This is a genomic window from Nostoc sp. (assembly GCF_036919595.1).
In the GTDB taxonomy this organism is placed as follows: domain Bacteria; phylum Cyanobacteriota; class Cyanobacteriia; order Cyanobacteriales; family Nostocaceae; genus Nostoc.
This window is the reverse complement of the sequence record NZ_JBALCO010000195.1, coordinates 1-20,089: the sequence shown is the minus strand read 5'-3', so window position 1 is coordinate 20,089 and position 20,089 is coordinate 1. Positions and strand designations below refer to the sequence as shown.

The window sequence follows — 20,089 nt, the reverse complement described above, 5'->3', positions numbered from 1 at the left end:
ACTCGCAGCAATTTACAACTACGAGTTAAGTTTAGCTGTCTCAAAATTCCAAACCCCCACCATAACATAAAACTTATTTTGCAAGAGGTCTATTACTAGTTTGCCTCCAGAAGGACTCTATATAAGTAAAGGTGGTAATGCTACTAGAGTCGTTACACCAAGCGATGGTTTGTTTGTCACCAGCCTATCACCTGGTGCGTTCAACGATAGTGGCACATTAGTTTTCGGGCTTTCAAAGAACTTTGATAATGGCGCTACTATTGCTACTGGCAATGGTGGATCTTTGACAACCGTGGTGGACACTAGCGGACTCTTTAGGTTTTTCGACCAACCCCCTGCAATTAACGACACTAATGTAGTGGCTTTTCAAGCTACATTAAAAGATGGAAGACAAGGTGTCTTCACGATCAAAGATGGGACAATTACAATGATCGCTGATAATACTAGTCTGTTCTCCGGTGGATTTGTTGGGGTTGGCATTAATAATACAGGAACAGCAATATTTGACGCTTTTCGAGAGGACGGGAAAGAAGGAATATTTACAGGCAATGGTAAAACAATTACCACTATTGCCGACACCAGTAGCTCCTTTAGTAGATTTCTTAATAACTCAATTAATGACAACAATCAAGTAGCTTTCGGTGCAACATTACGTCATGGGGCAGAAAATGTTTTAAGCGACGGCATCTTCACAGGGCCAGACCCCATTGCAGATAAGGTGATTGGCATCGGAGACTCTCTTTTAGGCGGCACTGTGACGAATCTTTTTTTCAGTGGTAGTATTAATAATTCAGGTCAAATCCCCTTCTTTGCAGAGGTTAGAGATGACAGTGATAAGACGATCACGGGTGTTTTCCGTGCCGATCCAGTTTCTAAATCAATTCCCGAATCTACTTCCACATTAGGTCTACTAGCTTTTGGCGCTTTAGGCACGGGTTTAGCTCTCAAAGGAAAACTAAAACAGAAATCAACAGTTAGAAGAAATGGCCTAACTTATACCATTTAGATTAGCAGATATTGATTTTAAAGATTAGTCCTCAAACATAAACCCTTATTTTTAGGACTTACGCATTGTACATAAGTACTATATGCAATTTGGGTGTTTCAGACATGTTTAGCACAAGGGCGATGTCTAGACGGGCTATTCAGCGTCGCAAATATAGCAAATCTTTCTTTATGCGAAGCGCCTGAAACGACCAAATAGCATCAGATATATTATGGTTAATTTGTACAGTGCGTAAGTCCTAATTTTGAATAAATTTACATCTTTAAAGCGGAAAGCGTGAACAGTTATGAAAATCGCTATTGGCAGTGATGAACGCACCAACCTTACCGATAGGATAGTGGAAGAACTTAAGCAGCGTGGGCATGAAGTTATACCCTTCGGTTCCCTAACCGAGAATGATCCTGAAGTTGATTGGCCTCTCAGCTGTAGTAAAGTTGCTTTGGCAGTGGCAACCCAGAAAGCAGATGAAGGGATTGTCTTTTGTTGGACTGGTACAGGTGCATCTATTGCTGCCAACAAAGTCTCAGGGATACGTGCAGCTTTGTGTCATGATGCCGAGACAGCACGCGGGGCCCGCATCTGGAATCATGCGAATGTCCTTGTACTAAGTTTACGTGCTACTACAGAAGCGATCGCTAAAGAAATATTAGATGTCTGGTTTAGCACACCCTATTCTGAAGATGAGTGGAACCTCCTGCAAATAAAGCGGATTAGACAGTTAGAGAAAAGTGCAACGGCATCAAAAATTTAAAATTTACATCTGATGATATATTGCAGCATTATTAATCAGTCCCATATTCCGCCAAGACTCGAAGTGCAAGGCTATCCATTTTAATGGACTGAAACTCTTTCTTAGTCGTCTTTAGACAACTTTAGCTATTAGCCTCAGAATTCATTCTGAGACGATTGTTGGGATTGCTGCAAGATTTCAGCAAACATAGTTAATGAGTTAAGACTTAGATAAAAATTGCCAAAAAGCTTAATTTATCGTAGACACGTAGTGGCTTGCCACAGGATCGTACAGTGTGTGTAAGTCCTATGAGTCTTTGATACTGATTAATCAGGCTTATTACAGTTTTGCGTAAAAGCGTAGCGTTTTTAATGCATCCCGCTGCATTGGCATTGTAAGGGGACGCATTAACATTGTATCGGGATGCATTGGCATTGTAAGGAGACGCATTAACATTGTATTGGGATGCATTGGCATTGCAGGGAAACGCATTAACATTGTATTGGGATACATTGGCATTGCAAGGTATTGCCAAATTTAATTCGCTACGAATTAATGAAATACTGTACTTATAACTCCGTCGCGTTCATATTTTAATGTAAATACGCAGTGGCTTGCCGCAGGCTACCACTCCAGGTGCAGAGGACTCAGAGAAAAGAAAGAAAAGTGCTTTATTTCAACAATCTCAAACCACTGAGGGTAACTAATACTGTGGAACCTTCATGGCCAATGACGCCGATAGGTAAGTTAATATTTCCCAGAAAGTTGCCCACCAAAAGCAACATAATAAAACCCAACGCTACGAATATATTCTGTTTTACTATGGATTGCGATCGCCTACCCAAATGCATCGCCACGGCAATTTTTTCTAACCTGTCTGCCATCAGTACTATATCTGCGGTTTCTAATGCCACATCACTACCAGATATTCCCATCGCTATACCTACAGATGCTTGCGCTAGGGCTGGTGCATCATTGATCCCATCGCCTACCATTGCCACAGTTTGATATTGTTGCTGTAGACGACGGATAACATCCAGCTTATCTTCTGGCAGAAGTTGAGCATATACCCGATCAATTCCTACTGCTTTGGCGATACTGTAAGCAGTTTCTTGATTATCCCCAGTTAACATGACAATTTGCTCAATTCCCAGTTTCTTTAAACGGGTAATAGTTACGGCTGCTTCCATTCTCACCTCATCTGCGATCGCAATTATACCCATCACATCGGCTCCCCTAAGAGCTTGCAGGGAAGAGTTGGGGATGGGGTTCTTCGCTACCCAAACCACAGTTTTACCTTCTTGCTCCAAAGATTGAGCCATTTCTCGCAATTCTTCAGGTAAATTTGTCACATACTGTTGCACAAAAACGGCATTGCCCACAATTACCTGTTGTTCTTGAGCTATTCCCACAATTCCCTGTCCAGGTATAGCTTGCACTTGAACTGCACCAACCCAATCCAAATTACCAGCCGCCTGCACAATTGCCTTACCAATGGGATGTTCTGAATAGGATTCCACACTAGCAGCAGTTTTTAATACATTTATTTCAGTGTATTCACTAACTGAAATTACTTGGAATACCTGCACCTGTCCTGTTGTTAAAGTACCAGTTTTATCAAATGCGATCGCTCGGACTTTGCCAATCTTCTCTAACTGCGCCCCATTTTTAAACAAAATCCCCTGTCTTGCACCATTGGCGATTCCCGAAAGCAGCGTGGGCATAATTGCAGCCATTAACGCACAGGGAGAAGCTACCACTAGGAAGGTAAGCGCCCGATAAATCGTCGTTTCCCAATCCCTGCCCCAGAGAAATGGCGGTAAAGTTGCCAGTAATATCCCAGCTACTACAATGACTTTGGCATATCCCTTCTCCAAGCGATCGATAAATTCTTGCGAAGGAGGTGCTTCAGTCTTTGCCTGTTCTACCAAACGAATCACACGCACAATCAAACTACTTTGGGCTGGTTTGTGTACCTTAATTTGCAATCCACCATAGCCGTTGAGTGTGCCGGCAAATACTTCTGCGCCGACTGTTTTCTCTACAGGTAAAGACTCGCCTGTAATTGCAGCTTGATTGAGCGTGCTGTAACCAGATAAAATTATCCCATCAGTAGGAATTAGCTCTCCAGGTTTGACGACAATCTCATCACCTACTTTTAGCTGACTGATAGGAACTTCCTCTTCCCTTCCCTGATGCAAAACCCTTGCTGTATCTGGCGTCAAACTCATCAAACTGCGGATACTCCGCTCAGTTCGCTGCATTGCATAGCCTTCTAATGCGCCACTGATGGCAAAAATCAGAATCAAAATTGCCCCATCAATAATTAGATGATATTCTCCTCGCCATAAGCCGAGACTAGCAGCACCAATCGCTGCCACAATCATCAGCAAATCTACATCGAGTTCTTTTTCTTTGAAGAGAGTAGTCAATCCCTCCCGCGCACTTTCGTAACCACCAATCACGTAAGCAGCGGGTAGCAGCAGGAATGCTAATCCCAACCAACCGAGATGCAAGGCGAACCATCCGAGAAATAGCAGTAACCCACACAAAAGGGCAGCTACAGTATCTGCGTGTTCTCTGGTGAATTGGCCCAAACGTTGGGGATAGAGCATGAGAGGTGAATTTACAGGGACTCTCTCAGGCTAAACCTTGACATTAATGTTAATGTCAAGGTTTGTAATAATTTTGAAACGCTCGCTCCAGGGGCGCTGAGGGAAGTGCAGAGGATGGCTATATGAGCCAGCGTAGAGTACAGATTGTAATTTTGTGTGAAGATAAGCAACAAGAGGTTTTTGCTCGGCATTTTCTGAAAAAACGAGGTTTTATTTTAGATAGAAATCTTAGAATCGAAATTTGCCCAAAAGGTGCAACAGAGCAGTTTGTTAGAAAACGTCATCCCGCAGAGGTAAGAGCATACCGCAGCAAAAACTATCTTTCAGGAATGCTTGTGGTTTTGATTGATGCGGATAGAAAAACAATCGAGGAAAGGCTAAATCAATTAGATGAAGCATTAAGGGAAAATTCTCAATTAGTTCGTCAGCCTAAAGAAGCGATCGCAATATTTATCCTTAAAAGAAATATTGAAACTTGGATACATTATTTACTAGATGAAACTGTTGATGAAACAGAATATTCAAAATTAAATAATGAGTCAGTTTGCAAGCCCTATGTAGAAAACTTGGTAAATCAGTGTTACCAAGGTTTAAATAAAAATGCGCCGCCCTCTCTTGAGGCGGCTTGTGGAGAATTACAAAGAACTTTACCATTATTAAATCATTTATGAACGCTAGTTGCTTAACTATTAAAGAACTCACTGATGCAGTTGGCGGCGGTTTAACTCCGCGCATGGTACGGCATTATCATCAATTGGGATTACTACCGCAAGCGGTGCGATCGCCTAGCAATTATCGTCTTTACACCAAAAAAGATGTTCTTCGGTTGCAACGGATTGTCGCCCTCAAGCAGCAAGGGTTTCAGCTAAACCACATCCGTAATATTTTGGAGGTGGAACCAGAAGCTGACACAACTGTTAACCTCATGGGACAACTCCAGCAGCAATATCGGGCGGTGATGCAACAAATTTCTCAACTGCGACAAACTGCATCAGCACTAGAAGGGTTATTGGGGCGCGATCGCCATTGTCAAATTATCCAAGCGGAAGTTTTGGCACAACTCAAGTTACTCGATGTCGAAACTCAAGCCGGATTGGGGGGACTAGAAAATCTCTGGAGTGGCTTGGATGCCGAAATTCATACCCATTCAGAAGCTTTCACAGAATCGCTACAACGTTTACTACCTGATTTGTCTCACCGTTCGGAAATTGAACAACATTTAATTTCTCAGTTGGTTTTGGCTTGTGGCGATGTCAGTTTGGTGTCCTTTGTCAAATTGAGCCGAGATGCGATCGCAGCTAGTCGAGGAGCTTTATCTGCAAGCTGCCAAATTGTTGTCGATACCCAAACGGTTAGTGCTGCTTTGGATCAAACCCGATTATCTCACTTAGGATGCCAGATCGAAACCTTGATTGATAATCCCCATATTACCACCGCTACAGAGGCAGAACTTGCCTTTTGGCAACATCGAGAATGGCGATCAAAATTGCTACAAGTAAATCAGGGTTGTGTGCTGGTAGTTGGTTATGCTCCCTCAGTCCTTGTAGAAGTTTGTGAAGCGATCGCCAATCAGAAAATTCAGCCTGCACTAGTAATTGGAATGCCCATTGGCTTTAGTCATGCTCCCGCAGCCAAGCGACAACTGATGCAACAAGGGATACCTTTTATTACAGTTGAAGGGACTTTGGGGGGTGGCGCTTTAGCTGCTACTGCCCTAAATGCCTTGGTTGAGTCACTGATTGATAAGCCAGATTGTCATTGTTATCTCAAAAATATAGTAGATTCTGCTGAGTGCTGAACATTGAGTACTCAGTTCAGCCAGAAGGATACTCAGTACTCAGCAATACTGAAAATAATATTGTTAAATAATATTGAATTTGCTACACTTTACCAGTTTTAGTAATTCAATAATTCATAATTGTGGCCATAAACTACCAACTTGGTATAACTTGCAGTATAAATTAGAAAAATTTATAGTAAACAGACTCTGGCAATTAGAGTATAAATTATCATGCTATACAAGCTAAGGCAGAGTATAAATCAATATGAGTGCGCTGAAGGAATTAGAAGTAAAGATAACTCAGATGTATAATTAGCGCGTCTGTTGCATAATCCCTAAACAGATCGCGATTTAGGACTGGCAGGCTTTCTATTTTTTACTTTAATTAAGGGGCTTATGTGGCAACAAGAAAAAAAAGATAGTTCAATAGTCAATTTGGTATTATGGGTTGCCTTAGCTACAACCCCGATGGCAGCAAGTTTGCTGGTGTCAGCACCCATGCTGGCCCAATCTAAACCTACTTCTCCCGCTTTTTCACTGCCGCAAACAGTGCAGAACGGGACAACAGTGCGGATTGACGGTTCAAGTAGCTTAGGTGCAATCAACCAAAGCCTGAAAGAGAATTTTGAAAAACAGTTTCCCGGCACAAAGGTTGAAGTTGCTGCTAACGGCACTAGTACGGCACTGAAAAATTTGCTAGCTGGCAAAATCGACATAGCAGCAATGGGGCGTGGGTTGACGCCAGCAGAAAAAGCCCAAGGATTAGAGCAAGTTCGCTTGCGCCGTGAGAAGATTGCGATCGTGGTTGGTACGAATAATCCTTTCAAGCAAAGCTTGACTAGTAAGCAATTTGCCCGAATTTTTCGGGGAGAAGTTACAAATTGGTCACAACTGGGAGGGCCTTCAGGGAAGATTCGGTTAATTGATCACCCTAACACCAGTGAGACTCGCGATACTTTTCGTGCTTATCCAGCCTTCAAGACTGCTAACTTTGCTACAGGACCCAATGCTACCCAAGTAAGTGAGGATAATACCGCAGAAATCATCAAACAACTGGGCAAAGATGGCATCACCTATGTGTTAGCTAATCAGGTGTCGAAGCTGAAAGGTCTGCGAGTTCTCGAATTACATCAAGCCTTGCCAGATGATGCGAAATATCCCTTCTCGCAACCTTTAGTTTACGTTTACAAAAAAAATCCCAGCTTAACCACAGTAGATTTTCTCGGCTTTACCTTTGCACCTCCAGGACAGAAGGCTATAGAACAAGGTAGAACTGCTGAAGCAGTGGCGATCGCAGCGAACGCACAACCTGCTGTCAAGCCTTCCCCCAGTGCTAAGACGATACCTGCTGCTACACCTTCCTCTAGTGCCACTACTTCTGCATTTGGCGAACAGCCCTTTGTGGCTCCTGCTACTTCACAAGTTAGTCCAATTGTCAACAGGGAAACACCATTTTGGTTGCTGCTACCTGTCTTTTTTATTAGCGCAGGTGGAGCATTACTATGGTGGATTCTCGGGAAACGCCCATTGCCGACTGAGAAAACAGACAACTTACCAGAATCAGATCCTGATCTACCCAGCACAGAAGGTGCAGAAATGGCGGTGCTTAATGCCAGCACATCCCTGCCCGTTAACGGAGCGATGCTTGAGGAGGATTCAGATTCAGTGTCGCACTTCCAAGAGCAAGAAACCCCCGATCGCACTCCTTTCAACATCTATGCTCAAACACAATCTGACCTGACGGAAAATGCTACTCACGGGACATCAAATTTAGTCCAAGAGGCAAGTAATGGTAACTCTAAGCTCCATGAAGGCACAACCTCTGGAGTAGTTAATGGATCAGGTAATAACAACTTGGGAGCCGCAGCTTTAACCGGTGGTACGGCTTTAGCAACAGGAATCGGGGCGGCTACCTGGTCTACTTTTAACAACAAAGAAACAGAAATAGACACCATTGATGAGACAGTCCATCTAGAGCATTATCCAGAGACAAACATTCCTGATTCTGATCAAGTTGCATGGGACATAGAAGCCCCGGCGGCTGTAGTAAATACTTCATATCCTCACCTGGGTAATATTCCAGAAGAGGCATCTGAGGTGACAGCCCCACTCCCAGAATTACCAGATGTGCCAGAAGTAACATCTGAATTTGACTATTGGGACACAGAAGTTAGTGAAGATCAGATAGATGAGGAACTTCAGGCAGAATTGAACTGGTTAGAGAGTATCACCTCAACTGAAGATACAGCCTCAGGAGATAAATTGCCCTTACCAGAGTCTGGCGAAGCCGCAACGGATATAGAACCCTCAGCAGCACAAACATCCTCACTGCTCGATTTCCCAGAATTTCCAGAAGATATATTGAATCTGGTAGCGGACGCATCTGAACCCACTACCGATTTGCTAGAGTCAGAATTTCAAGCAGAGCCGACTGTAGCTGAAGCTGACTCCACAGATTTTGCCGCCGCAGCGGCTTTAGCAGGCGTAGGGATTGGAGCCTGGACTACTATTGGATCAGATACCCAAGGACAAACCGATACTACGGTTGACAATGAGCCAATTGCAGCCGAAACAGCTATTGGTTTGGTTGATGCAGATGAAGAGAGCAGTATTGTCCTCACGCCGCATACTTCTACATCGGCTCATGTCTCTTGGGAGATTTCCGAAGCCAAGAAAGCAGCGATGCAACAACAGGGCGGCTCTCATTTGGTAGTGCGGCTCTATGATGCAACTGGGATAGACCTAAGTTATCAAAGTCCCCACCTTGTACAGCAGTATGCATGTGAAGAGACAGCACACGATCGCCTGGTAGATATTCCCGTCAGCGATCGCGATTACATAGCTGAAATTGGCTATATCGCTGATGGCAATCGCTGGTTATTCATCGCCCGTTCAGCAGTTATTCGTGTCTTCAGTCCTGTCCTTCCAGATCCCATAGTTGATAATCTGGCAATCGGGGATAAAACAGATATTAACTTGGTAGATGTCCATGTCCCACAACAGAGCAGTATTGTCCTCACATCGCACACTTTGCAATGGGCTGATGTCTCTTGGGAAATTTCCGAAACCAAGAAAGCAGAACTACAACAACAGGGCGGCTCTGATTTAGTAGTGCGGCTCTATGATGTAACTGGGATAGACCTAAGTTATCAAAGTCCCCACCTTGTACAGCAGTATGGATGTGAAGAGACAGCAAATGATCGCTTTGTAGAAATTCCCATCAGCGATCGCGATTACATAGCTGAAATTGGCTATGTCGCTGATGACGATCATTGGTTCTTTATAGCCCGTTCAGCGATCGTTCGTGTCTTCAATCCGGTGCATACAGATCCCAGCGTTGAAAATGTAGCGTTAGCAAGTCAGACACCTATTGACTTGATAGAAGCCCAAGAACAGAGCAGTGAAGAAGAGAGCAATGTTGCGCTCACACCCCGCACTCCCAAGTGGGCTTATGTCTCTTGGTACATTTCCAAGACTCAGAAGGAAGCACTGCAACAACAAGGCGGCTCCCAATTGCTAGTGCGGCTCTACGATGTGACTGGGATTGACTTGAGTTATCAAAATCCCCAGCTTGTACAGCAGTATGAATCTGAAGAGGTAGTACAGGGACGCTTTGTGGCTATTCCCGTGAGCGATCGCGACTATATGGTTGAAATTGGCTATATCGCTGATAGCGATGCCTACGGCGGTGAACTACGTTGGTTACTCATAGCCCGTTCGCCCAATATTCGCGTTTTCAGTCGTTCCCACGAAGATTTCTGGTTTGTGGCAGACGCTGAGTTGATTATTCACGGAGCAACCCAACCAAATACAAGTGTAAACATTGGTGGTCATACCATCAAAATTAAACCGGATGGTACTTTCCACTTACGTCTCCCCTTTTCAGATGGTTTAATGGACTATCTGATAACGGTAGGTGCTGATGGTGAATCCACTAGAACTATCCATAAGAAGTTCTCCCAGGAAACTTCTGAAAGCTAGCAATTTTCTGAATTACCCTTTTAACCCGATTCTCCCCATTTAGGCTACGGTGTACATCTTTTACACAGGATGCAAATTCACCTCGTTCCCAGTCTCCGACTGGGAATGCCTATTTTGGGGCTGCCGCCTAGAGTGTTGATCAGAATGGAACCATTGAGAGAATTAGAAGAAGATTAAATCAATTCCTGGTGACTTTTATTATGATGCAACTGCATTAGTTGGGCAATATCTAAAAGAAGCTATAGAGAAGGAGTTTGAGCCTAAAGCTTTGCTATATATAAGTGGGCGATACTGGATTTGAACCAGTGACCCCATCCGTGTGAAGGATGTGCGCTACCCCTGTGCTAATCGCCCAAGACTTTTTATATTATAACTTACTCAGATTTACGGTTGTAAAAATACATTTAAACAAGCTATAAGCTCAATGCTAGCTGTTGCTCTTTGCATAACCAGGTTTTATGAATAGTTTTGTAGGACAGACATCTTCTCCGTCTAAATTATACCAGATAAAGTGTTTCAGTGCGATCGCCTGATTCTCGCAGATGGTAAAAATCCTTTTAATAGTAGGGAATCTTGGCCTTGCGCCCTCGATATGCGATGTTTTTTTAACTGGAAGTCCCTTATGTCTTAGACCAATTACTACGTATCTAAGCCCTGAGTGCAGGGGTCACTGAAGATTGATTTCTTTAGTTTATCTAAAGTCGTATCTAAGTTCTCAAATTACCTTTCTAAGATAGAAGCAGCAACTATGAGTTGCCATACACGATACCCAATTAACAGCTAGTGGCTGCGGAGAACATAAAAATGGCTAAAGCGCCAGAATCTTTAGACTTATCTACCTACGACGCTACAGACAAATCCCTTGATCGTGATTGTACAACCTTATCCCGTCACGTCCTCCAGCAACTTCAGAGTTTTTCGCCAGATGCACAGGATTTAAGTGCGCTGATGAATCGCATCGCCTTAGCAGGTAAACTGGTTTCTCGTCGCATGAGTCGCGCTGGTTTAATGGAAGGCGTTCTGGGATTTACTGGGGAAGTTAATGTGCAAGGAGAATCCGTCAAAAAGATGGATGTCTATGCCAATGATGTATTTATCTCAGTTTTTAAGCAAAGCGGCTTAGTCTGTCGCCTAGCTTCCGAGGAAATGGAAAATCCCTACTACATCCCGGAAAATTGCCCCATTGGTCGTTATACCTTGCTGTATGACCCAATTGATGGCTCATCCAATACTGATAATAATCTCAGCTTAGGTTCCATTTTCGCCATTCGCCAACAAGAAGGAACTGATAGCGATGGTAAGGCAACTGACCTCCTCACCAACGGACGGAAGCAACTGGCTGCCGGATACATCCTGTATGGTCCCAGCACGATGCTGGTCTATACTATAGGTAAGGGCGTTCATTCTTTTGTCCTTGATCCCAGCTTAGGCGAATTTATTCTCATAGAAGAAAATATTCGGATTCCTACCCACGGGTCTGTTTACAGCGTGAACGAGGGTAACTTTTGGCAGTGGGAAGAATCAATTCGAGAATATATCCGCTATGTTCATCGCACAGAAGGTTACAGCGCTCGTTATAGCGGTGCAATGGTGAGCGATATCCATAGAATTTTGATTCAAGGCGGCGTGTTTCTCTACCCAGGCACAATTCAGAACCCAGAAGGGAAATTGCGCTTGCTTTATGAAACCGCTCCTCTAGCCTTTTTGATTGAGCAAGCAGGCGGTCGTGCTACTACAGGACTGGTAAATATCTTGGATGTGGTACCGAAAAAACTGCATCAACGCACACCTCTAATTATTGGTAGCAAAGAGGATGTAGCAAAGGTGGAGTCTTTTATTCAAAACGGCCACTAGAAGACAGTCACAAAAGCATCAAGGATGCATCCGGCATCTGCCATTAATTAAACGTTAATCATGGTGATTTAGGATTGGGAATACAGAATAGCACTTCTTAAAGATGTATTAAAGATTATCTCAGCTGGCGGATGCGATAAGTGATTGGCAACGCCACAATTCAAAAGTAACCATCAACATTTGATGGGTTTTACCAACTTCACTACGAAACATCACTATACAGGACTGAAACAAATTAGAGCTATGGCTACCAATCATCTACTAGAAATTAAGCAATACGGTCAAAGTATCTGGATGGATAATCTGACCCGTGACATTATTCAATCAGGCGAACTCAAAGACATGATTGAAAATCAAGGGATCTGTGGGATTACCTCTAACCCAGCTATCTTTGAAAAAGCGATCGCAGGTAATGTCATTTATGATGCCGATATAGAAGCTGGAGTTCGTGCTGGCTTACCCATATACAAAATTTACGAATCTCTAGTTTTTGCAGATATCCGTAATGCTTGTGATCTTTTACGCCCAGTTTATGAAGCCTCGAATAGACTAGATGGTTATGTGAGTATCGAAGTCCCACCAACTATCGCCCATGATACTGAAGCAACAATAAACGAAGCGCGGCGTTATTTCCAAGAAGTTGGTCGGGAAAATTTGATGATTAAAATCCCCGGTACAGAACCTGGTTTACCAGCAGTGGAGCAGGTAATAGCCGAAGGGATGAATGTCAATATTACGCTGCTGTTTTCTGTAGATAGCTACATAAACACCGCTTGGGCTTATATTCGTGGCTTAGAAAAACGCCTGGCTGAAGGTAAAGACATCAGTAGGATTGCTTCAGTCGCTAGCTTCTTCCTCAGCCGGATCGATAGTAACGTTGACAGCAAAATTGATGCTAAGTTGAAAAAAGGCGTTGATGATATTACCGTGGAAGCAAAGCTCTTGGCTGTTAAAGGGAAAGTAGCGATCGCTAACGCCAAGATTGCCTACCAAGAATACAAGAAAATTATCGAGAGCGATCGTTGGCAAGCTTTGGCAGCAAAAGGGGCCACAGTACAGCGGCTACTTTGGGCTAGTACCAGCACTAAAGACCCTAACTACCGCGACGTGATGTATATCGAGGAGTTGATTGGGCAAGAAACCGTTAACACCGTACCACCAGCGACGATAAAAGCTTGTGCCGATCATTGTAACGTCAGCGATCGCTTAGAAACAGATGTAGATCAAGCTTACACACTGATCGAAAACCTCAAAGATCCCGACATCAACATCGATCTCGATGCTGTAATGGATGAACTGTTAGCTGAAGGTATTGACAAGTTCATTCAGCCCTTCCAGTCCTTGATGAACTCTTTAGAAGACAAGATCAAGGTATTGTCACCAGTGTAGGGGCTAGGGAATGGGAATTTTGGATTTTGGATTTGCGATCGCGTAGCGTTAACGAGTCCGCGAGCGTCTTTTTGATTGAAGTCCAATTCAAAATTGCAAATCTAAAATCCTTTCCCAATCCTAATCTCAATCCCTAATCCCTAATCCAAAATCCAAAATCCAAAATTGCTATGGTTAGTCTGCTAGAAAACCCCTTGCGCGTTGGTCTGCAACAACAAGGGATGCCCGAACCCCAGATTATAGTCATTTTTGGCGCTTCTGGTGATCTTACCTGGCGCAAACTAGTGCCAGCACTTTACAAATTGCGGCGAGAACGGCGCATTCCCCCAGAAACTACCATTGTTGGCGTAGCACGACGAGAATGGAGCCATGAATACTTCCGTGAACAAATGCAGAAGGGCATGGAAGAGGCACATCCTAATGTCGATTTAGGGGAACTTTGGCAAGACTTCTCTCAAGGTCTGTTCTACAGTCCTGGGGATATAGACAATCCCGAAGGCTACCAGAAACTGAAAACCTTATTGAGTGAATTAGACGAAAAACGGGGCACGCGAGGTAATCGCATGTTCTATCTCTCCGTTGCCCCCTCATTTTTTCCCGAAGCGATTAAGCAGCTAGGAAGCACCGGGATGCTAGAAGATCCCTACAAACACCGTCTAGTAATTGAAAAACCCTTTGGTCGGGATTTGGCTTCTGCCCAAAGTCTTAACCAAGTGGTACAGAAATTTTGCAAAGAAAACCAAGTTTACCGCATTGACCACTACTTGGGTAAAGAAACAGTCCAGAATTTACTGGTGTTTCGCTTTGCCAATGCGATTTTTGAGCCGTTGTGGAATCGTCAATTTGTTGACCATGTGCAAATTACCGTGGCAGAAACCGTAGGCGTGGAAGACCGGGCTGGTTACTATGAAAGCGTCGGCGCACTAAGGGATATGTTGCAAAACCACTTAATGCAACTTTACTGCCTAACGGCTATGGAAGCACCCAACGCAATGGATGCTGACAGCATCCGCACAGAAAAAGTGAAGGCACTCCAAGCTACTCGTTTAGCGGATGTGCACAATCTATCACGGGGAGCAGTGCGTGGTCAGTACAGTGCTGGCTGGATGAAGGGTCAAGCAGTGCCAGGGTATCGCGCAGAACCAGGCGTTGATTCCAACTCCACAACACCCACCTATGTAGCGATGAAGTTTTTGGTAGACAATTGGCGCTGGCAAGGTGTTCCCTTCTACCTGCGGACTGGTAAGCGGATGCCGAAAAAAGTCAGTGAGATTTCCATTCACTTCCGCGAAGTTCCGTCTCGGATGTTTCAATCTGCCGCGCAACAAACAAACGCCAACGTTTTGACGATGCGGATTCAGCCAAATGAAGGAATTTCCGTGCGTTTTGATGTCAAAATGCCGGGGGCAGAATTCCGTACCCGTTCTGTTGACATGGACTTTAGTTATGGTTCCTTTGGCATCCAAGCAACATCCGATGCCTACGATCGCCTATTCCTTGATTGTATGATGGGCGACCAAACATTGTTCACCCGAGCAGATGAAGTAGAAGCCGCCTGGCAGGTAGTAACACCAGCCCTTTCCGTTTGGGATGCACCCGCCGATCCAAATACTATTCCCCAATACGAAGCCGGTACTTGGGAACCAGCAGAAGCAGAATTCTTAATTAACCAGGATGGCCGTCGCTGGCGAAGACTTTAAGATTTTAGATTTCAGATTTTAGATTTTAGATTGGGGATGGCGAAACAGAGAATGGGTAATGGAGAATATAAAAAACTATTACCAATTACTAATTACCAAATTACCAGTTCTTAATCCAAAATCTCTAATCTCAAATCCAAAATCCAAAATCCAAAATCCAAAATCCAAAATTTCCTATGGCTCTCCAAACTTCTACAATTTTTTCACTTCAGGCACCAAAAGATATTTCGCTTGACGAAATAGATGCGGAACTGAGTCAAATTTGGCAAAGCTACGGCATTACTGGCGAGGACGGTGGACTTCCCAGTGCTACTAGAGCAACAACATTTACTCTAATAGTCTACGAACCAGAAGAAACTCAGTATTTGTTGGCTGCTTTGGGATTTTACAACGGCCCAATTGATGGGATTTTAGGGCCACAGATGGCAGCAGCATTGCGGGAAGTGCAAAGAAAACATAGTCTGACACAAACTGGAACTGCAACACTAGAAACTCTCACTGTATTACGAGAAGAATTTGCTAAAGTTCAGCGAAGCGGGTCTGGAGGAGAACATCCTGGTAGTGGGATCTTAAATAGCGCTGCCAGCCCCAGAATTGCCGATGAAATCGCCCTCCGCAACCCTTGCCGCATCATTGCCCTATTTCCCATTACTGGCGAAGATAAAGGGGTTAAAGCTCAAGTTTCTGCCTATTGCCCCATCCAAAAGCAATCATCAAGGACACTTGTCTGCTGCGAATACATCACTCTCAGTGGTACTGCTGCTGCCTTAGAACGGATAGGGGGCATGATTCCAGCATTGTTGATTGGCGGCTTACCGAAGTTTCTCTGGTGGAAGGCAACACCAGACCCTAACAACAGTCTATTCAAGCGCCTAGCAGCAGTCTGCAATAATGTCATTGTAGATTCTTGCAACTTTAACACCCCAGAAAGTGATTTACTCCACCTACAAGAGTTGGTAGAAACGGGTGTACCTTTAGCTGACTTGAACTGGCGTCGCCTCGCGTCATGGCAGGAATTGACAGCTGAAGCCTACGATTCTCCTCACCGTCGCGCCGCCCTCAAAGAAATTGACCGAGTTACGATTGATTACGAAAAAGGCAACCCCGCCCAAGCTTTACTGTTTTTGGGTTGGCTGGCAAGTCGGCTGGAATGGCAGCCAGTTTCTTATGAAAAGGAAAGCGGTGATTATGACATCACTCGCATCCGTTTTGTTGCTCAAGAGCAGCGAGAAGTAGAAGCAGAGTTAGCAGGAGTTCCGGTTGCTGATGTGGGCGATATTATCGGCGACTTGATTGCCTTACGCCTTAGCTCGACAAATTCCCAGGCAGACTGTGGTACAGTTATCTGCTCGGAGACTGGTGGTTGTATGCGGATGGAAACACACGGTGGTGCCCAATCCGCCGGTCTGTTTCAACAGGTGACTTCACTTTCGGAACAAAAGGCGGAAGCATTGCTGAGTCAGCAAGTGCAACGCTGGGGCCGCGAGTCCCTGTTTGAAGAAAGCCTGGGAGTGACAGCGAATATTTTCAAATTGGCGAATTAATTCAGACTTAATCCCCCTACCCCCCTTCCTGATGCGGGAAGGGGGGAATTTTTTTTATCATTAAAGTGAAGACGAAGGCAAGGAAAATTTAATTTATAAAATAGTGAAGATTCTTTATTAAAACATTTTGGTTCTGTCTTAAAAAAGAACTATGGAGTTTGAATTTTATTTTCACAAAAGTGCAATTAATAAAACTAAACATGGCATTGATTTTATTGAAACACAGAAATTTTGGATAGATGCAAATTTTATTGAAATCCCTGCACGCACAACAGATGAGCCTCGGTTTCTAGTTATTGGCAAGATTGCTGAAAAATATTGGTCAGCAGTCATTACTTATCGTGGTGATAAAATAAGAATTATTTCCGTTCGTCGCTCTCGGAGTGAAGAGGTAAATATTTATGAAAGCTGAAGAATTTGATGCTAAGTTTGAGAATGGAGAACATATTACTGAGTTTATAGACTTATCTAACGCATATCGTCTACGTTATGAGCAAAAAAAAATTAATATTGACTTTTCCATTTGGATGATTGAAGCCTTATAACATGAAGCCAAGCGTTTAGGGGTGACATCTGATTCTATTATTAAATTATGGCTGGCTGAACATCTTGATGAAAAATTATTATTAAGTGGGAGAAAGCAGTGATTTTAATCAAATAAATTATTCAATATTTTTGTTTTACTTTTATTTGATACTACTAAGATAGCTGACTATTTAGTTTAACCAATCACCAATTATCCATGTCCGTAATCATTGCTGGAGAACGTAGTGGGGTGGGCAAGACAACAGTTACGCTCACCCTTTTAGCATCTTTACGTCGTCGCGATCGCCTGGTGCAATCTTTCAAGGTAGGCCCAGACTACATTGATCCAATGTTTCATCAACACGTAACTAGTCGTGCTTGTCGCAATTTAGACCCAGTATTGACTTCCGAAGCCTATGTTCAGCAATGTTTTGCCCTTCATAGTCAACTGAGTGAATATGCCCTAGTGGAAGGGGTAATGGGATTATTTGATGGAATTGGGCATGGGCAAGAAAAGCAAAAATCAACTGATTTTGCGAGTACAGCGCACATCGCGCGGCTTTTAGATTTGCCTGTGGTGTTGGTAATTGATTGTAGTCGTTTATCTGGTTCTGTAGCTGCGATCGCTCACGGCTACCAGTCTTTTGATCCCCGAATTAAAATAGCTGGGGTGGTACTAAATCGAGTCGGAAGCGATCGCCATCTCTCTCTCCTCAAAGATTCCCTAGAACCCTTACAATTACCCATTCTCGGTGTCCTGCGGCGTCAAGATAACATCACAATTCCCGATCGCCATTTGGGTCTAGTACCCACAGCAGAACTCCCAGAACTCAACGCTTTAATCGATCGCCTTGCTGATTTAGGAGACACCTGCTTCGACTGGCAACGCTTATTACCCCTATTAAAATCAAAACCTCTTCCTCATCCCTCTCATCCCTCTCATCCCCCCTCCTCTATCAGGATTGCAGTAGCCCGCGATCGCGCTTTTAATTTCTATTACCAAGACAATCTCGATTTGCTGCAACAGCTTGGTGCAGAATTGGTTTTCTGGAGTCCCTTAGAAGATGCTGGCATCCCAAAAGATGTGCAAGGAATGTATTTTGGGGGTGGTTTCCCAGAAGTTTTTGCCCAGCAACTAGCAGAAAATACCAGCGTTCGTGATGCAGTGAAAACGGCAATTATTAAAGGAATGCCTACAGTTGCCGAATGCGGAGGATTGATGTATTTATGTGAGCAAATTATCGATTTTGAGGGTAAGTCTTGGTCGATGGCGGGAGTTTTACCTACATCTGCTGTGATGGGTGGGCGTTTAACTTTGGGCTATCGTCGTGCAGTAGCTTTGCAAGATAATATTTTAGTGAAGGCAGGTACAACTGTTTACGGACATGAGTTTCATCGTTCCCGTTTAACCTTAACTCCCACTCAGCCCCTATTTGAAACTTCTCGCTACGATTGTGAGGAAAATATGGGATGCGAGGGATGGGGTTTACCTGCAAATGTTCATGCTTCTTATGTTCATCTCCATTGGGGAGAAAGTGGAGAGATACCACAACGGTTTATTAAGCAATGTAAAAGTTAGTACTTTTACGCCAACTAGTAACAAATTTGCTAACATTTGTAAACACTACCATTATTAATATCTCTTTCAGTTTTAAAAAGGTTTTCAAAAGTATAAAGATTGAAAATTGTCTGATGTTCTCGATACTGATGATTATCTCTACAACTTACTTGAATATCATCAATAGACCAGTTAGCAAAACCGATTCCCTTACAGCTCTTTAGAATTATCCGTATTCCAGGCATTTGGGTTGTTCCTGTTCTCCAACCTTTGGAAGTAATGTAATAGGACAAGGTTCCTTTAAATTGATTATCAACAAACTTGATTAGTGTCAATTTCATGTCATCCAAAACAAAATGTTCTTGACCTCTATCAAGTATATTGCTAAAGATACATCTATCATTCCATTTATTAAATTTACTGAATGAGTTTGGAGTTTCTATAGGTTTAGAACGTTCTAACCTCTCATAGCAAGAAGTTGTCGCTTGTTCTTGAGTAGTATTCATCTTAATTTCACATCCATCTGCTAAAAGTGTTGAGATAAACGACTGTAATCCTACCTCAATAAGGTGTTCTGTCGATAATGTTCTTAATAAGTTGCTATAAATTAACCTAAGTTCGACAGTTAGAAAAGGACAAAAAGCTTGCTAGATATAAATTTAAGAAATTGGGCAGGTATAGTGATGACGAAGATTTTTGAACCTACACAGTAACCAAACCGCTATTTCTCACTCTCTGTTAAAAGCCCCCGGATTTGTCCGTGAGGAATTTGTTACATTCATATCGTCATTCAATCTGCGAATCAGACGGGATAACTCACGAATGATATTTACCGCAATTTCGGGAGTTTCTTCGATCGCATCATAAAGTTGCTCTTGCGTCAGTTCTAAAAATTCGCAAGGTTCCAAAGTCGTTGCGGTGGCGGAACGAGGCTGAGTATCAAATACTGCCATTTCACCAAAGTATTTTCCCTGTTCCACCTCTGCAAGTTGTTTATTCCCAATGTGAACTTTAACTCGACCTGACACGACAATATAAAGCGATCGCCCTTCTTCTCCTTGGCGAAAGATGGTGTAATTAGCTGGAAATGACAGTTCGTTCATCACTGAAGTGAGCCGCACTATAAAATCATCCCGCAATTCCTTAAAAATTGGGACTCGCCGGACAAATAATAAACGGTCGACACTGGTTAGCATAATTACAAGTTAGACATCAAACATTACAGTACATTTTCAAACTGAAGCCACGAGATTAGTCATATTAACCGATGTTTAGCACTAGCTGCCAAGAATATCTCAGGCTTTAGCGACAGAAATCGTAACTGCCCAGGTAGGAATGTCAGGAATATTCCCATGAGGGAAGAAAGATGGTAGTGTTCAAGCATGAATCCAGAAGAAAAAGATCAAA

15 protein-coding genes and 1 tRNA gene are annotated in these 20,089 nt (G+C 43.4%); 12 read left to right on the top strand and 4 right to left on the bottom strand.

Annotation, left to right across the window (positions count from 1 at the left end; all coding sequences use genetic code 11):
• Positions 1 to 100: 100 nt before the first annotated feature.
• Complete coding sequence (locus V7K21_RS29895; RefSeq protein ID WP_335179637.1) at positions 101 to 1,006, top strand: DUF7453 family protein; 906 nt, start codon at positions 101 to 103, stop codon at positions 1,004 to 1,006.
• Positions 1,007 to 1,292: 286 nt separating this feature from the next.
• On the top strand, positions 1,293 to 1,757 hold the full coding sequence (locus tag V7K21_RS29890; protein WP_335179635.1) for an RpiB/LacA/LacB family sugar-phosphate isomerase: 465 nt from the start codon (positions 1,293 to 1,295) through the stop codon (positions 1,755 to 1,757).
• Positions 1,758 to 2,407: 650 nt separating this feature from the next.
• On the opposite strand, the gene V7K21_RS29885 is transcribed toward V7K21_RS29890, so the two are convergent.
• Positions 2,408 to 4,351, bottom strand: coding sequence for a heavy metal translocating P-type ATPase (locus V7K21_RS29885; protein WP_335179633.1), 1,944 nt, complete (start codon positions 4,349 to 4,351; stop codon positions 2,408 to 2,410).
• Positions 4,352 to 4,503: 152 nt separating this feature from the next.
• Between V7K21_RS29885 and V7K21_RS29880 the strand changes: the two genes are divergently transcribed.
• The 3 genes from V7K21_RS29880 (at position 4,504) to V7K21_RS29870 (ending at position 10,112) form a co-directional block, all read left to right on the top strand.
• Entirely contained in the window at positions 4,504 to 5,022 is a 519-nt protein-coding gene (locus V7K21_RS29880; protein ID WP_335179629.1) for a hypothetical protein, read from the top strand.
• The gene (locus V7K21_RS29875) at positions 5,019 to 6,149 is read left to right on the top strand and encodes a precorrin-8X methylmutase (RefSeq protein WP_335179627.1); all 1,131 of its coding nucleotides are present in this window, start codon (positions 5,019 to 5,021) and stop codon (positions 6,147 to 6,149) included. The genes V7K21_RS29880 and V7K21_RS29875 overlap by 4 nt, the downstream gene beginning before the upstream one ends.
• Before the next feature lie 378 nt (positions 6,150 to 6,527).
• On the top strand, positions 6,528 to 10,112 hold the full coding sequence (locus V7K21_RS29870; RefSeq protein ID WP_335179625.1) for a DUF4912 domain-containing protein: 3,585 nt from the start codon (positions 6,528 to 6,530) through the stop codon (positions 10,110 to 10,112).
• Between the two features lie 282 nt (positions 10,113 to 10,394).
• Here V7K21_RS29870 and V7K21_RS29865 read toward each other — a convergent pair.
• Positions 10,395 to 10,466: transfer RNA gene (locus V7K21_RS29865), tRNA-Val, on the bottom strand.
• 450 nt (positions 10,467 to 10,916) lie between these two features.
• Between V7K21_RS29865 and fbp the strand changes: the two genes are divergently transcribed.
• From fbp to V7K21_RS29830, 7 genes are all read left to right on the top strand, one after another.
• Positions 10,917 to 11,966, top strand: a complete 1,050-nt coding sequence (gene fbp / locus V7K21_RS29860; RefSeq protein WP_335179623.1) for a class 1 fructose-bisphosphatase — start codon at positions 10,917 to 10,919, stop codon at positions 11,964 to 11,966.
• 243 nt (positions 11,967 to 12,209) lie between these two features.
• Positions 12,210 to 13,355 (top strand): transaldolase, encoded by a 1,146-nt coding sequence (gene tal, locus V7K21_RS29855; RefSeq protein WP_335179621.1) that lies wholly within the window; start codon positions 12,210 to 12,212, stop codon positions 13,353 to 13,355.
• 170 nt (positions 13,356 to 13,525) lie between these two features.
• Positions 13,526 to 15,055: a glucose-6-phosphate dehydrogenase gene (gene zwf / locus V7K21_RS29850; protein WP_335179619.1), complete on the top strand. Its 1,530-nt coding sequence runs from the start codon at positions 13,526 to 13,528 to the stop codon at positions 15,053 to 15,055.
• A 176-nt stretch (positions 15,056 to 15,231) separates the two neighbouring features.
• Entirely contained in the window at positions 15,232 to 16,599 is a 1,368-nt protein-coding gene (opcA, locus tag V7K21_RS29845; protein ID WP_335179618.1) for a glucose-6-phosphate dehydrogenase assembly protein OpcA, read from the top strand.
• A gap of 151 nt (positions 16,600 to 16,750) precedes the next feature.
• Positions 16,751 to 17,011 carry a BrnT family toxin gene (locus V7K21_RS29840; protein ID WP_335179616.1) on the top strand — a complete coding sequence of 87 codons (261 nt, stop codon included), beginning with the start codon at positions 16,751 to 16,753 and terminating at the stop codon, positions 17,009 to 17,011.
• Positions 17,001 to 17,144 carry a type II toxin-antitoxin system BrnA family antitoxin gene (brnA, locus tag V7K21_RS29835; protein ID WP_335179615.1) on the top strand — a complete coding sequence of 48 codons (144 nt, stop codon included), beginning with the start codon at positions 17,001 to 17,003 and terminating at the stop codon, positions 17,142 to 17,144. Before V7K21_RS29840 ends, brnA begins: the two co-directional genes overlap by 11 nt.
• A gap of 197 nt (positions 17,145 to 17,341) precedes the next feature.
• Positions 17,342 to 18,703, top strand: a complete 1,362-nt coding sequence (locus tag V7K21_RS29830; RefSeq protein ID WP_335179613.1) for a cobyrinate a,c-diamide synthase — start codon at positions 17,342 to 17,344, stop codon at positions 18,701 to 18,703.
• 29 nt (positions 18,704 to 18,732) lie between these two features.
• On the opposite strand, the gene V7K21_RS29825 is transcribed toward V7K21_RS29830, so the two are convergent.
• Entirely contained in the window at positions 18,733 to 19,188 is a 456-nt protein-coding gene (locus V7K21_RS29825) for a hypothetical protein (RefSeq protein ID WP_335179611.1), read from the bottom strand.
• A gap of 222 nt (positions 19,189 to 19,410) precedes the next feature.
• Entirely contained in the window at positions 19,411 to 19,878 is a 468-nt protein-coding gene (locus V7K21_RS29820) for a Crp/Fnr family transcriptional regulator (RefSeq protein ID WP_335179609.1), read from the bottom strand.
• Positions 19,879 to 20,089 lie beyond the last annotated feature (211 nt).